At 75.8% G+C, this 14,035-nt stretch carries 8 protein-coding genes; 3 read left to right on the forward strand and 5 right to left on the reverse strand.

All coding sequences use genetic code 11. From position 1 onward, the window contains the following. Nucleotides 1-59: 59 nt before the first annotated feature. Entirely contained in the window at nt 60-557 is a 498-nt protein-coding gene (locus tag QC029_RS11140; protein WP_279555393.1) for a hypothetical protein, read from the reverse strand. A gap of 121 nt (nt 558-678) precedes the next feature. Beyond that, a complete protein-coding gene (locus QC029_RS11145; RefSeq protein WP_336621576.1) occupies nt 679-3,504 on the reverse strand; it encodes an AAA family ATPase in 2,826 nt (941 codons plus the stop codon). 292 nt (nt 3,505-3,796) lie between these two features. Between QC029_RS11145 and QC029_RS11150 the strand changes: the two genes are divergently transcribed. The 3 genes from QC029_RS11150 to QC029_RS11160 all read left to right on the forward strand — a co-directional run bounded on the left by QC029_RS11150 (nt 3,797) and on the right by QC029_RS11160 (nt 7,668). After that, nucleotides 3,797-4,885 carry an isoafricanol synthase gene (locus QC029_RS11150; RefSeq protein ID WP_279555395.1) on the forward strand — a complete coding sequence of 363 codons (1,089 nt, stop codon included), beginning with the start codon at nt 3,797-3,799 and terminating at the stop codon, nt 4,883-4,885. A gap of 85 nt (nt 4,886-4,970) precedes the next feature. Beyond that, nucleotides 4,971-5,681 carry a leucine-rich repeat domain-containing protein gene (locus QC029_RS11155; RefSeq protein ID WP_279555484.1) on the forward strand — a complete coding sequence of 237 codons (711 nt, stop codon included), beginning with the start codon at nt 4,971-4,973 and terminating at the stop codon, nt 5,679-5,681. 124 nt (nt 5,682-5,805) lie between these two features. After that, a complete protein-coding gene (locus QC029_RS11160) occupies nt 5,806-7,668 on the forward strand; it encodes a serine hydrolase (protein ID WP_279555396.1) in 1,863 nt (620 codons plus the stop codon). A 73-nt stretch (nt 7,669-7,741) separates the two neighbouring features. Here QC029_RS11160 and QC029_RS11165 read toward each other — a convergent pair whose 3' ends face one another. From QC029_RS11165 to QC029_RS11175, 3 genes are all read right to left on the reverse strand, one after another. After that, nucleotides 7,742-9,364 carry an NAD(P)/FAD-dependent oxidoreductase gene (locus QC029_RS11165; RefSeq protein WP_279555397.1) on the reverse strand — a complete coding sequence of 541 codons (1,623 nt, stop codon included), beginning with the start codon at nt 9,362-9,364 and terminating at the stop codon, nt 7,742-7,744. Nucleotides 9,365-9,437: 73 nt separating this feature from the next. Next, on the reverse strand, nt 9,438-9,734 hold the full coding sequence (locus QC029_RS11170) for an STAS domain-containing protein (RefSeq protein WP_279555398.1): 297 nt from the start codon (nt 9,732-9,734) through the stop codon (nt 9,438-9,440). Then, entirely contained in the window at nt 9,731-13,897 is a 4,167-nt protein-coding gene (locus tag QC029_RS11175; RefSeq protein ID WP_279555399.1) for a SpoIIE family protein phosphatase, read from the reverse strand. The genes QC029_RS11170 and QC029_RS11175 overlap by 4 nt, the downstream gene beginning before the upstream one ends. Between the last annotated feature and the right edge of the window lie 138 nt (nt 13,898-14,035).

A 14,035-nucleotide genomic window follows, 5' to 3' on the forward strand; every position in this document is an offset into this window, starting at 1 on the left:
GTGTCCCGCCTGTTCCAGCCCGCCCGTGCCCGTCTGTGCCCGCCCGTACAGCCGGCGCCTCAGCGCTGGAACAGCTCCGCGGGCAGCGGCTTCAGCAGCTGGTAGAGGTCCTCGGTGATCGGCCGGTCCCAGCTGGCGATGGTGACCAGCACACCGTCGCTGCGGTCGAACTGGACGCAGGAGATCCGGGTCTCCGAGCACAGGATCCGCCGCACGATCAGGAGGTTGTCGTCCAGCATCACCGGGCTCTCCTCCGTCCCGGTGACGGTGACCTCCTCGTCGTTCTCCAGCGCCGCCAGCAGCTGCGCGACCTCGAACGGCACCTGGCCCTCGGCCGTCTCGCGGGCCTGGGAGCCCTCCGGCAGGTTTCCGATGATCATGGCCGGTCCGCGCCCGCCGAACAGGTCGTAGCGCAGGAAGACGCCCTGGCAGCTCCCGTCCGGCGCGGGCAGCAGCCCGGCGCCGAGGTTGCCGGGCCAGTCCCCCGGGTCCATGGCCAGCACGTCGAAGTCGGGTCCGGCGGGTGTGGCGGCGCTGCGGCGGCGGAGAAAGGACATGCGGCCATGGTACGGGCCCGGTGCCGCCGCGGACCCTCCGCCCGCGCCCCCTCCCGCGGCGGGCGCGGCGGCCGTACGGCCGGGACGCGCGGCCCCGCCCCGGCTCCGTTCCGGCCCCGCCCTAGCTCCGCCCGAGGACCCCGGCGAGCCCGGCCCGGTCGGTGCCGAGCTTGCGGTAGACCGCCGACAGCAGCCGGGTCACGGCCTGCTCCCGCACGCCCATCTCCCGGGCGATCGCCGCGTCCGCCAGACCGCGCACGGCGCACTCGGCCGCGGTGCGCTCCCGGGCGGTGAGGGTCTCGCTCTCGCCGTACCGCAGCTCCAGCGGCCGCAGTCCGGCGGCGGTCAGCTCCGCGCGGGCGCGGGCGGCCAGTGCGTCGGCGCCGCAGTGCACGGCCGTCTCCAGGCCCCGGTAGAGCTGGTCGGCCGCCTCGTGCGGCAGGCCGGCGCGGCACAGCGCGGCCCCGTGGCCGACCAGGGCGCGGGCCAGCTCGTACGACGCCGGTGAGCGCTCGAGGTGGTCGACGGCCTCGCGCAGGAGCGCCACCTCCTCCGGGCCGCCGGCGACCTCGGCGGCGCACCGCAGCGCCTGGCCGATCGCGGAGGCGGTGCCGAACTGGCGGGCGCGCTCGACCGACTCGGCGGCGTGGGAGGCCGCCCGCCGGGGCTCGGTGCCCCTGATCGCGAGGGCGAGGTGCTGCTGCCAGGGACACCAGGAGGGGTTGCGCATGCCGCGCGGGTCCAGGCGTGCGCCGACCCGGGTCAGTTCGTGCTCGGCGTCCCGCCCGCGCCCGCCGGCCAGCAGCAGTTCGCCGTGGACGGCCTGGGCGTCGGGGTAGACCACGGCCCTGGGGACGGCGGAGCCGTAGTCGTACCGCGCGGCGACGTCCCGGGCCTCCTCGGCGCGTCCGCGGGCGATCAGGGTCTCCACCAGGGTGCCGATCGCGGCGAGCTGCGCGGGGGCCCCGTGGCCGACGCGGTCGGCGATGCGCAGCCCCTCCCGCACCAGGCCCTCGGCCTCGGCCAGCCGTCCCCGCCGGTAGCGGATGTAACCCAGGAGGGTGAAGCCGAACGCCAGGTGGGAGCCGCGCCAGCCCTTGCGCTCGCACTCGGCGATGCCCTCGGCGAAGAGCTCCTCGGCCCTGCCCGGCCGGTCGCAGTACATGAACGTCAGGGCGGCCATGACGGGCACCTCGAAGCCCCAGTCCTCGTCCGTCCAGCTCAGGCCGGGGCCCAGGGCCTCCTCGGCGAAGTGCAGCGCGGTGGCGGCGGGCTCCCCGCGCACCACCGCGTCCCAGGCGCGCAGGCCGAAGAGGTAGCGCTCGGCCATGCCGCGGCCGGTGAGGTGGTCGGCGATCCTGGCCAGGCGGCGCGAGCGGGCGGGCGAGTCGGGTTCGTCGGCGCGGAAGGCGTTCCACATGAACTGCTCGGCCAGCATCCGCAGCCGGGTGCGGGCGGTGGCGGCCCGCCGCGCCTCGCGGGCGACGGCCTCGGCGGCCTCGTCCATCCGGCCGCTGTGGCCGAGTGCCTGGGCCAGCCGGCAGGTGACGGCCTCGCGCAGCTCGGGGCCCAGGCCCGGCTCCTCCAGGGCGGCCCGCAGGTGGTTGACGGTGGCGGCGGGCTGGGTGGGGAGGGCGGCGCGGCCCAGCTCGTAGAGGACGGCGGCCCTCTCGTCCGGCCCCGGCGGTTCCCGCAGGGCGCGCTCCAGGCAGCGCTGGGCCGCTTCGGGCGCTCCGGCGCGCAGGTACTCGGCGGCGGCCCCGCGCAGGGCGGCGACGACCGCCGGGTCGCCCTCGGGGTGGACCTCCAGCAGGTGGCGCGCGGCGGCCGTGGAGCCGTGCCCGGCGTCGGCGACGACCGCGGCGGCCTGGCCGTGGAGGGCCACGCGCAGGGCGGCCGGGATGGACTGGTAGACGGCGGTGGCGACCAGCGGGTGGAAGAACCGCAGCGGCCGCCCCTCCTCGCCGCCGGTGAGGACGCGGGCCGCGGTCAGCCGGGCGCGGGCCTCGGCGGCCTCCTCGGGCCCCAGTCCGGCGACGCCCGCGGCGAGGGAGGGGGATATCTCGGTGCCGAGCACCGCGGCGGCCCAGGCCAGGCGGACGGCCGAGGTGCCCAGGCGCTCCAGGCGCTCGACGAGTCCGCTGCCCCGGACGGTGGTGGCCAGCTCGCGCAGTTCGGCGACGTTCTCGCACTGGGGCTTGAGGCGGCGGTCGGCGACCTTGGCGGTCAGTTCCATGACCTCGAAGGGGTTCCCGCCGGTGACGGCCCAGCACTCGCGGCAGAAGACGTCGTCGGCGCCCTCGCCGAGGGCGCCGCGCACCAGCCGGGCGACCGCCTGCGGGGTCAGGGCCATCAGGTCGAAGGGGCGCGAGCCGTGCCGCCCGGCCAGCGCCTGGAAGGGCGCGGCGCGGTAGGGGCGTTCGTCGGGCCGGTAGGCGACGACGATCAGCATCGGCAGTTCCTCGGCCCGGGGCGCGAAGGAGGTCAGCCAGGCCAGGGACTCTGCGTCGATCCAGTGGGCGTCGTCGAGGACCATCACGACGGGGCGGTGGCGTACGGCGAAGCGGGTGACGACCCAGTCGAGTCCGTCGCGCACGCCCTGGGGGTCGGGCGCGCCGCCGCCCCCGGGCGCCACCAGGCCGACGGCCGGGGCCACGATGTCGTACCAGCCGCCCAGCAGCCGGCGGTGCTCGTCCTCGCCGACGGCGGCGAGGACCGGCTGGACGAGCTGGCGGACGGTGTGGAAGGGCAGTTCCTGCTCCTGCTCGCCGCCGCGCGCCGACAGGACGGTGCATCCCCGTGCGGCGGCGCGCCTGCGGACCTCGGCCAGCAGGGAGGTCTTGCCCAGACCGGCCTCCCCGGCGAAGGCCAGCAGGTTCCCGGTGCCCGCGGCCAGGTCGGTCAACGCGTCGTCCAGAGCCCTGAGTTCGGATTCCCGTTCGAACATCGCCCGGTGCATGCGCCCCTGCTCTTCGTCCGCCGCCACGGCTGCCGTCCCGTCGCTCCCGGCAGGTGATGCAGAGCGTACGCCAGCGCGAACCGGGTGTGATGCTCTTGGCCGGTTTCCGTTCCAGCGGAACGTCACTTCGGACACGGGCCGCGCTCGCGCACGCCCCGTGTCCCCCGGAGCACGGAGTGTCCCCGATCCCCTTGACCGGCAACTGCCTTTGTCCAAGGGTGGATTGGATATGCGTCCGCCATCTGCGCCACAGCACTCCACCGCTCGCCAGGGAGGCGCCATGCCCATGACAGAGGCCCGTACCGGAGGGGACACCGTCGGGCGGGAGGGGCTGGTGCGCCGCGCGGCCCTCCTGGAGATACCTTTCCGCAGCGCCGTCAGCCCCGACGCCGAGAAGGCCAGGCTGCACACCCTCCAGTGGCTCCACGCCTTCGGGATGCTCACCGGGGAGGCCGCGTTCGAGGAGTACGACGCCCTGCGGCTGGAGCGGGCGATGGCCCGCTTCTACCCCCGGGCCACGGGCGAGGACCTGATGCTGGCCACCGACGTCAACGGCTGGTTCTTCGTCTTCGACGACCAGTTCGACGGACCGCTGGGGCAGCGGCCGGAGGCCGTCGCCCGCCTCGTGGACTCCCTGGCCCGCGTCATGGACGAGGACGAGGGGGAGCCGCCGGCGGACGCGCCCGCCGGTCCGCTGGTCGAGAGCTTCCGCGATCTGTGGCACCGGGTCAACGACGGGATGCCGCCGGTGTGGCGCAGGCGCTTCCGGGAGCACTGGCACGGCTACCTGCTCGCCCACCACCGGGAGGCGCTCAACCGCTCCGGGGGCGAACTGCCCTCGGTGGAGGAGTTCCTGGCGACCAGGCGGCACACCATCGGCATCCAGCCCTGCCTGGACCTGGCCGAGCGCTGCGGCCGCTACACCGTGCCGCCCGAACTGCACGGCGGCTCCCCGCTGGCGGAGATGCGGCGGATCACCGACGACGTGGCGATCTTCGTCAACGACGTCGTCTCGCTGGACAAGGAGCTGGCCGTCGGCGACGTCAACAACACCGTCGTCCTCCTCCACCGCGGCACCGGCCGCCCGCTCCGGGACTGCGTGCGGGAGGTCTGCGCCGCCGCCAACGGACGGGTCGCCCGCTTCCGGGAGCACGCCGAGCGCCTGCCCGGCCTGCTGGAGGCCGCCGGCGTGCCGCAGGAGACGCGGGCGCACGTGGAGGACTACGTCGACGGCATGCGCAACGTGATGCGGGGCAACCTCGACTGGTCCCTGGAGAGCCGCCGCTACGACGACGCCGGGGTCGCCGCCGTCAGCGGCGGACGCCGGCGGCCGTGGACCGGTCCGCCGGCCGCGCCCGAGCCCGGCTGACGGCTCCGGGCGGGAGGGAGTACGCGGACCGGGGCACGGGTACGGTGCGGCTGTGGCGGAGGGGACGGACGGCGGCGAACCGACGGTGAACCTGTGGCGGGCCGGTCTCGCCCGCGTCCCCGGACAGGTGTGGGAGCGCCGGGAGCTGCGCGTGCTGATCCTCGCGGACAACGCGCTCGCCTCGCTCCCGCCGGAGATCGGCCGGCTGCGGCTCCTGCGCACCCTCGACCTCGGCCACAACGCGCTCACCGCCCTCCCCGAGGAGATCGGGGAGCTGACGGGCCTGGACGGCTGCCTGTACGTCCACGACAACCGGCTCACCGCGCTGCCGCGCTCGCTGGGACGGCTGCGCCGGCTGGCGTACCTGAACGTCGGCGAGAACCCGCTGGGCGCGCTGCCGGAGGAGATCGGCGGCCTGGCCGGGCTGGTGGAGCTGCGGGCCCAGCGGTGCGGGCTGCGGGAGCTGCCCGCGTCACTCGGGCGGCTCACCGCGCTGCGGGAGCTGTGGCTGCGGGGCAACGCCCTGACCTCGCTGCCCGCCGCCGTCTCCGGGCTTCGGGAACTGCGCGAGGTGGAGCTGCGCGAGAACGCCCTGGAGGAGGTGCCCGGGGCGCTGCGCGGGCTGCCGCGGCTGCGCCGCCTGGATCTGCGGGCCAACCGGCTGCGCGCGGTGCCCCGCTGGCTGGGACGGGAGCTGCCCGCGCTGGAGAAGCTGGACCTGCGCTGGAACGGGGCGGCGGTCGCGCCGGAGCTGCTGGAGGAGCTGGAGCGGCGCGGCTGCGTGGTGCTCCGGTAGGCCCGCGGCCGGCCCCGGGGCCCTCGTTCCCCGTGCCGCGGGGGTTGACAGGTGGGAGGCTCGGGAAGAGAGTTTCGGCGTTTTCCTGATCCGCTGAAAGATACTTTCCCGAGGGGGTCGCGGCATGACGGGTTCCGCACGGGGTTCCGCACCGGGCTCGGCATCCGGCCCGGCATCCGGCCCGGCATCCAACCCGGCGGTGGGCCGGGACATCGGCCGGCGCCAGCTCGGTCTGCGGGCGCTCGCGCTCGGCGGCGGCCTGGTGCTGGCCTCGGCGCCCGCCGCGGCGGCCCGCGCGCGGAGCGCGCACTCCTCCGCCTCCGCCGGCCGCGCGCCCGTCCTGCGCCGCGGCTCCGCGCGGCGGGCCGGGCTGCTGGAACCGCACCTGCGGCGGCTGGTGGAGGACGCGAGGACCTTCCTCGACCCCTCCCCCGAACACCCCTGGTACGCGGGCGCGGTGCTGCTGGCCGGGCGCGGCCGCACCGTCGCCCTCCACGAGGCCGTCGGCCACGCGGTGCGCTACTCGGCCTACGACGAGACCACCGGCACCGGCGTCGAACTCCCCGCCGACCGGCGGATCCCCGCCACCCCGGAGACGGTCTACGACCTCGCCTCCGTCTCCAAGCTGTTCACCGCGATCCTGGCCGTGCGGCAGATCGAGCGCGGCGCCCTGGAGCTGGAGGGGACGGTCTCCTCGTACCTGCCGGAGTTCGGCGCGGCGGGCAAGGAGGGCATCACCCTGCTGCACCTGCTCACCCACACCTCCGGGCTGGCCGCCTGGATCCCGCTGTACGCCGAGCCCACGCGGGAGGACCGGCTGCGGCGGCTGTGGCGCGAGAAGCCCCTGGACCCGCCGGGCACCTCCTACCGCTACTCCGACCTGAACCTGATCACCCTCCAGCTCGTGCTGGAGAGGGTCACGGGCAGGACGCTGGACGCCCTGCTGCACGAGGACGTCACCGGGCCGCTGGGCATGCGGTGGACCCGCTACAACCCGCCCGCCTCCTGGAGGCCGCGCATCGCCGCCACCGAGGACGCCCGCCGCCCCTGGTCGGGCCTGGACCGGGGCATGGTGTGGGGCGAGGTCCACGACGAGAACGCCTACTCCCTGGGCGGGGTGGCCGGCCACGCCGGGGTCTTCTCGTGCGCCTGGGACCTGGCCGTGCTGTGCCGCACCCTGCTCAACGGCGGCGCGTACGGCGACGCCCGCATCCTGGAGCCGGAGTCGGTGGACCTGCTCTTCCACGACTTCAACACCGCCTTCCCCGGCGACGACCACGGCCTGGGGTTCGAGCTCTACCAGCACTGGTTCATGGGGGCCATGGCCACCCCGCGCACGGCCGGGCACACCGGCTTCACCGGCACCTGCCTGGTGCTGGACCCGACCACCGACACCTTCCTGGTGCTGCTGGGCAACTCCGTCCACCCGGTGCGCACCTGGCGCTCCGGCAGCGCCCCGCGCGTGGCCGCCGCCACCCATCTGGCGCGGGCCGTGCCGGTGCGGCCCGCCGACGGGCGCGAGGCCTGGTTCTCGGGCATGGCGAGCGGCTCCTCGGCCGTCCTCGCCCTGCCCGAGGTGACGCTCGGCGAAGACGGCGGCGCCCGGCTGCGCTTCTCGGTGTGGTGGGACACCGAGCGCACCTGGGACGTCCTGCGCCTGGAGGCGTCCGGCGACGGCGGCGCGGGCTGGGAGCCGGTGCCGTTCACCACCTCCCGCCCCGGCGAGGACCCGGTGGACCGCCCGGAGGGGACGCTGTACGGCTTCTCCGGGCGGGTCTGGCACCGGGCCTCGGCCGATCTGGGCGCCTGGCGCGGCCGGGCGGTGCGGCTGCGCTGGCGGTACACCACGGACGCCCGCTACGTGGGGCGCGGCGCGTACGTCGACGGCGTCCGGATCGAGGACGGCGGGCGCGTGGTGTTCGACGACTCCCGCCGCGGGGACGCCGGCCGCGTCACGGCCGACGGCTGGACGCCCTCGGCCGACTGACGCCGGCGGGCACGGCGCGGGCCCGCGCGGCCGGCCGCGTCCCGTCACCCGGCGGGCCGTCACCCGCGGGCCGTCACCTCCCGAGCACCGCCATCGCCGCGTTGTGCCCGGCGATGCCGCTCACCCCGCCGCCGCGGACGGCGCCCGACCCGCACAGCAGCACGTTGGGGTGGCCGGTCCCCACGCCCCAGCGGCCGGCCGCGGTCCCGTCCGGCGGGGAGTCGCCGGCGTGGGGGAAGGCCAGGTCGCCGTGGAAGATGTGGCCGCCGGGCAGCCGCAGGTCGCGCTCGAGGTCCGGCGGCGTCCTCGCCTCGACGCAGGGCCTCCCCTCGGCGTCCCGGGCCAGGCAGTCGGCGATCGGCTCGTCCAGGTGGGCGTCGAGCTGGGCGAGGGAGGCGGTCAGCAGTTCCTCGCGCGTCCTGGCGTCGCGGTCGGCGTCCCCGGTGAACAGCCGCGCGGGGACGTGCAGTCCGAACAGGGTCAGTGTCTGGTGGCCGGTGCGGGCCAGCTCCGGCCCCAGGACGGAGGGGTCGGTCAGCGAGTGGCAGTAGATCTCCGAGGGCGGGGCCTCGGGCGGCCGGCCGGCCGCCGCCTCCCGGTAGGCGGTCTCCAGCTGCCGGTAGCCCTCGGCGACGTGGAACGTCCCGGCGAACGCCTCGCGCGGGTCGACCGAGCGGTCGCGCAGCCTCGGCAGCCGCCGCAGCAGCATGTTGACCTTGAGCTGGGCGCCCTCCGCCGGCGCCGGCGGCTCCTGGCCGAGCAGCGCGGCCAGTTCCCGGGGCGAGGCGTTCACCAGGACGTGGCGGGCGGCGACGGTGCCCTCGGCGCCCTCGGTGCCCTCGGCGCCCTGAGTGTCCTCGGCGCCCCCGGCGCCGTGGACGCGGTAGCCGACCTCGGCGGCGCGGCCGTCGGTGGCGATCGAGACGGCCTCGTGGCCGGTGGCGAGCTCCGCCCCCGCGGCGCGGGCGGCGTCGGCGAGGGCGTCGGTGAGCGCCCCCATCCCGCCCACCGGCACGTCCCAGTCGCCGGTTCCGCCGCCGATCACGTGGTAGAGGAAGCACCGGTTCTGGCGCAGCGAGGCGTCGTGGGCGGAGGCGAAGGTGCCGATCAGCGCGTCGGTGAGCACCACGCCGCGGACGAGGTCGTCGGCGAAGCGCTCCTCCAGCGCCTCGCCGAGCGGCCGCTCGAACACCGTGCGCCAGGCGGTCTCGTCGTCGATCCGGGCGCGCAGCTCCTCGCGGGTGGGCAGCGGTTCGGTGAGGGTGGGGAAGACGCGTTCGGCCAGGCGCCGCGTCATGCCCTGGAAGCGCTGCCAGGACTCGAACTCCCGCTCCGAGCCGGTGAGCCGGGCGAAGGCCTCCCGGTCGCGGGCGGCGTCACCGGTCACCAGCAGCCCGGTGTTCCGCCCGCCGCGCCGTACGGGCGTGTAGGAGGAGACGGTCCGCCTGCGCACCGCGAAACGCAGCCCCAGGTCGGTCACGATGCGGCGCGGCAGCAGGCTCACCAGGTACGAGTAGCGCGAGAGCCGGGCGTCCACCCCGGCGAAGACGCGGGCGGAGACGGCGGCGCCGCCGGTGTGGTCCAGGCGTTCGAGCACCAGGACGGCGTGTCCGGCGCGGGCGAGGTAGGCGGCGGCGACCAGTCCGTTGTGGCCGCCGCCGACGATCACGACGTCGTAGCTGTTCCGGTCGGTCATGGCCCTTGGTAACACGTGTGCCCCCGGCGGGCCAGGACCCCGGCGGCGCAGCCCCGCGGCGCGGCGGGATCCCTCAGGTGATGCGGACGGTGGCCAGGTCGGCCAGGCCCGAGACGGTGAGGACCGGGTCCAGCAGCGGCGGGGCGATCAGCTCCAGGCGCGGTGCGTGGGCGAACAGCGCCGCCAGCCCGGCGCTGTCCAGGTAGTCCACGGCGGTGAGGTCGACCACGAGCCGCCCGGCGCCGTCGACGGCGCGGTCCACCGCGGCCCGGAAGTCGCCGACGTTGCTCATGTCGATCTCGCCCTCGGCCACGAGGACCGGGGTGCCGTCGGGCCGCCGCTCGTCGGTGAGCGTCAGGGGGGTGGTCATCGCGTGATCCTCACATGCATCTCAACGGTGGTTCCGGCGTCGTCGGTGACGATGTCGACCTGGTCCATGAGGGCGTGGATCAGGATCAGGCCGCGGCCCCGGTGCGCGTTGGCCTCGGGCCGCGGTGTCCGCCAGCGCCCGGTGTCGGCGACGACCAGGTGGAGGCCGTGGGCGGTGGCGCCGGCGGTCAGGCGCACGGTGCGGCCGGGGTTGTGGCGGTGGCCGTGCTCGATCGCGTTGGCACAGGCCTCCCCCACCGCGACCAGGACCGCCTGGGTCAGCCGCGAGCCGACCTCCAGCCGTTCCAGCCAGTCGCGCAGGGTCCGGCGGACGGGGGCGAGCTGGGCGGAGTCGGCGGGGAAGGACACTTCCAGGGGCCTGGGGTGGCGGTACAGCAGCAGTGCCATGTCGTCGTCGTAGCCTCCGGCGGGTTCCAGGCCGGTCCGGATGTCGTCGGCCAGCTCCTCCAGGCTCGCGTCGAGCCCCTTGCGGGCGGCGGCCGCCGCCTCGGCGATGCCCGCGTGCAGCGGGCGGCTGCGGCGCTCGACCAGGCCGTCGGTGTACAGCAGCAGGACGGAGGCGGGCGGCATGGTGCGGGCGCCCGTGGGCCTGGGCCGGTCCGGCTGCACGGCCAGGGGGATGGAGCGGCCCTGGTCGAGCAGTTCGGTGGTGCCGTCCGGGTGGGTGAGTATCCCGGGCGGGTGGCCCGCGCTGCTGTAGACCAGCCGCCCGGTGGCGGGGTCGAGCACGCCGCAGAAGACGGTGGCGCACATCGCGCCGGGGATCAGGGCGGCGAACCGGTCGAGCGCGGTGAGCACCTGGGCCGGATCGGCGAACTGCAGCAGCAGGGCGCGGCAGGCGCTGCGCAACTGGCCCATGACGGTGGCGGCCTCCAGGCCGCGGCCGACGCAGTCGCCGACGACGATGCCGATGCGGCCGTCGGGCAGCTCGACGGTGTCGTACCAGTCCCCGCCGACCTCCAGGGGGCGGGCGGCGGGTTCGTAGCGGACGGCGAAACCGCCCGGGAGGCGGTCGGGCCCGAGGATGGCGCGCTGGAGGGTGAGCGCGGTCTCGCGCTGCTGCTCGAAGGCGTGGACGCGCTGCAGCGCCTGTCCGAGGTAGCCGCCCAGCACGGCCAGCAGGGTGTGGTCCTCGGTGATGAAGGGCCTCTCCGGGCTGGACTCCACCCAGAGCGACAGCGGGCCGCCGGGGTGCTCCAGGGTGATGCCGGTCCCGGCCGGTCCGTCGGTGGCCACCGGGTGCAGGGGGGTGCGTCCGCGCAGGGACGCGACGGCCCCGCGGACCGGATCGTCCGGCTCCCCCCAGGCGGCGGCGGGCGCTTCGGCGACCGGCCGCGGCCGGCCGTCCCCGTCCCAGGTGACGGCCAGGGCGCGGGGGGCCCGCCACACCCGGCGCAGTTCGTCCAGGGCGGCCCGCAGGGCGTCGGGCACGCTGCCGGCCTCGGACAGCCGTACGCTCAGCGCCGCCAGGGCCGTCTCGCGCTGGGCGGTGAGGCGTTCGGCGGTGACGTCCCGGAAGGTGCCGACCACCATGCGCCGCCCGGTGTCGGGGTCGCGGACCTCGTTGAAGGAGGCGTACACCCACAGCCGGTGCCCGTCGCGGTGGGTGACGGGGGTGACGTAGTTCCCCTTGGTCTGGCCCACGATCTGGGCGAAGGCGCTCTCGATGGCGTGGTGGGCCTCGGGGTCGGTCTCCCGGTCGGGCCACCAGGGGTGCTTGGGCCGGTAGGGCAGCCCCTCTGGGCCGTAGCCGAGGATGTCGGTGAAGGCGGAGTTGATCTCGACGACGGCGCCCTCCTCGTCGCAGACGAAGAAGGCCTCCTGGAGGGAGTCGACCAGGGCGGTGCGCCACTGCGCGTGGTGGTTGCGCAGCCGCGCCAGCTTCACGGCCGCCCGGACGCGCGCCAGCAGCTCCGCGGCGGAGAAGGGCTTGACCAGGTAGTCGTCGGCGCCGGACTCCAGCCCCTCGATGGACGCCTCCTGCCCGGCCCTGGCCGACAGCAGCAGCACCGGCACCCCGGCGGTACGGGAGTCGGCGCGCAGCGCCGCCACCAGTTCCAGACCGTCCATGCGCGGCATCATCACGTCGCTGACGACCAGGTCCGGGGCGTCGGCGCGGACCGCCTCCAGGGCGGCCCGTCCGTCGGCGACCGCCGTCACCCGGTAGTTCGGCGCCAGGATCCGCTGCAGGTACTCGCGCATGTCGGCGTTGTCGTCGGCGATCAGCACCCGGGCGCGCGCCGCCCCGGGGCCCGGTGGGGCGCCCTCCGCTCCCTCGGCGGCGGGCGGGGCGGGCTCCTCCGGCTCCTCCGGCTCCTCCGGCACGGTGTCCCGCCCGGCGCGGGGCAGCCAGCGCAGCGCCTCCTGGAGGTAGGGGTCGGCGGCGGTGGACGCCGGGAAGGGCTCGGCGGCCCGGGCCGCCGGGCCGGCCGGCGGGCGGGCGGAGCCCATGGGCAGGCGGATGGTGAAGACGGTCCCCTCGCCCTCGACGCTGTCGGCGGTGATGGTGCCGCCGTGCAGGCCCACCAGCTCCTTCACCAGCGCCAGACCGATGCCGCTGCCCTCGTTCGAGCGCGCGCGGGCGTTCTCGATGCGGTGGAACCGCTCGAACAGGCGCGGCAGTTCCTCCGCGGGCACTCCGATGCCGGTGTCGGACACCAGCAGCACCGCCTGCCCCTCCTCGGCGCGCAGCCTCACCCCGATGGAGCCCTCGAAGGTGAACTTCAGCGCGTTGCTCAGCAGGTTGAGGACCACCTTCTCCCACATGTCGCGGTCGAGGTGGACCGGTTCGGGCAGCGTGGGGCAGTCCACCTCGAAGGCCAGGCCGGCCCGGTCCACCGCCGAGCGGAAGACGCTGGCGAGCTCCGCGGTGACGGCGGCCAGGTCCACCGGCTCGAAGCGGGCCCGCAACCGCCCGGCCTCGATGCGGGAGAAGTCCAGCAGGGTGTTGACGAGCCGGCCCATGCGCAGCCCGTTGCGGCGGATGACCTCCAGCTCCTCGCGGACCTCCTCGTCCGCCCCGGCCAGCCGGCCGCGCAGCTCCTCCAGCGGGCCCATGATCAGGGTCAGGGGGGTGCGGAACTCATGGCTGATGTTGGAGAAGAACGCCGTCTTGGCGCGGTCCAGTTCGGCGAGCTCCTCGGCCCTGCGCTGCTGCGCCTGGTAACTGCGGGCACTGGCGATCCCCGCCGCGACGTGCCCGGCGGCCAGCTCGACGAATCCGCGGTAGTTGTCGTCCAGCGGCCGGTACCGGTTCAGCGCGGCCACCAGGAACCCGTACGGCGTGTCGCCCTGCTGCAGCAGCGGCACCACCAGCGCCTGCGTGGGCGGCTCCGTCCAGTCCCCGGCCGGCAGCCCGGCGAACCGGGCGCCGTCGAGCTCCACGAGCGCCGCCTCCCCCCGGGCCAGTACCGCCGCCGGCCACACCCCGCCCGGCTCGCCGGCCGGCAGCGTCGCCGGGGCGGCCGGGTGCCCGGCGGGCATTCCGGTCACATTCGCCAACCGGGCGGAACCGTCGTCCTGGAACAGGTAGGTCAGCGTGAACGGGAGGTCCCGCGGGTTGCGGCCGAGCTGCCGGCCGGCGAAGGCCAGCGTCTCCTGCTCGGTACGGATCACGCTGGGATCGGAGCCGAGGTCCCGCAGCGTCGCCATCCGTCGCTCACCGATGACCCGTTCGGTCTCCTCGCTGACCACGCACAGCATGCCGACCACCGCCCCGGCGTCGTCCCGCAGGGGGCTGTAGGAGAACGTGTGGTAGGTCTCCTCCGGGTACCCGGACCTCTCCAGGAACAGCAGCAGCGCTTCGTCCCAGGTCGCCTTCCCCGTGGTCAGCACGGTGTCGATCCTGGGGCCGATGTCGTCCCAGATCTCCGCCCACACCTCGTTCGCCGACCGGCCCAGGGCCCACGGGTACTTCCGCCCCAGCGTGTCCCGGCGGTAAGCGGCGTTGCAGAAGAACGTCAGCCGCGGCCCCCACGCCATCCACATCGGGAACCGGGAGGACAGCAGGATGCTCACCGCCGTCCGCAGGCTCTGCGGCCAGCCGGCCGGCGGTCCCAGCGGGGTGGCCGCCCAGTCCACCGCGGCCAGGTCCCGGCCGATCTCGTCATCGGCGGCGAACACGCCGACCCCAGACGCTGTCACCGGACATCCCCTCGTTCACGCCGGTCAACCCCCGGCGCCGTCACTCCCACAGGCCGCGCCCACGGCCGGCCCGCGGCGTGCGCGTCCGTACCGCCGTCCCGCCGCTCCGCGGGGAACACCGGTTCCGGCCCGGTCACC

This window comes from Streptomyces sp. DH37 (genome assembly GCF_029813835.1).
GTDB lineage: Bacteria > Actinomycetota > Actinomycetes > Streptomycetales > Streptomycetaceae > Streptomyces.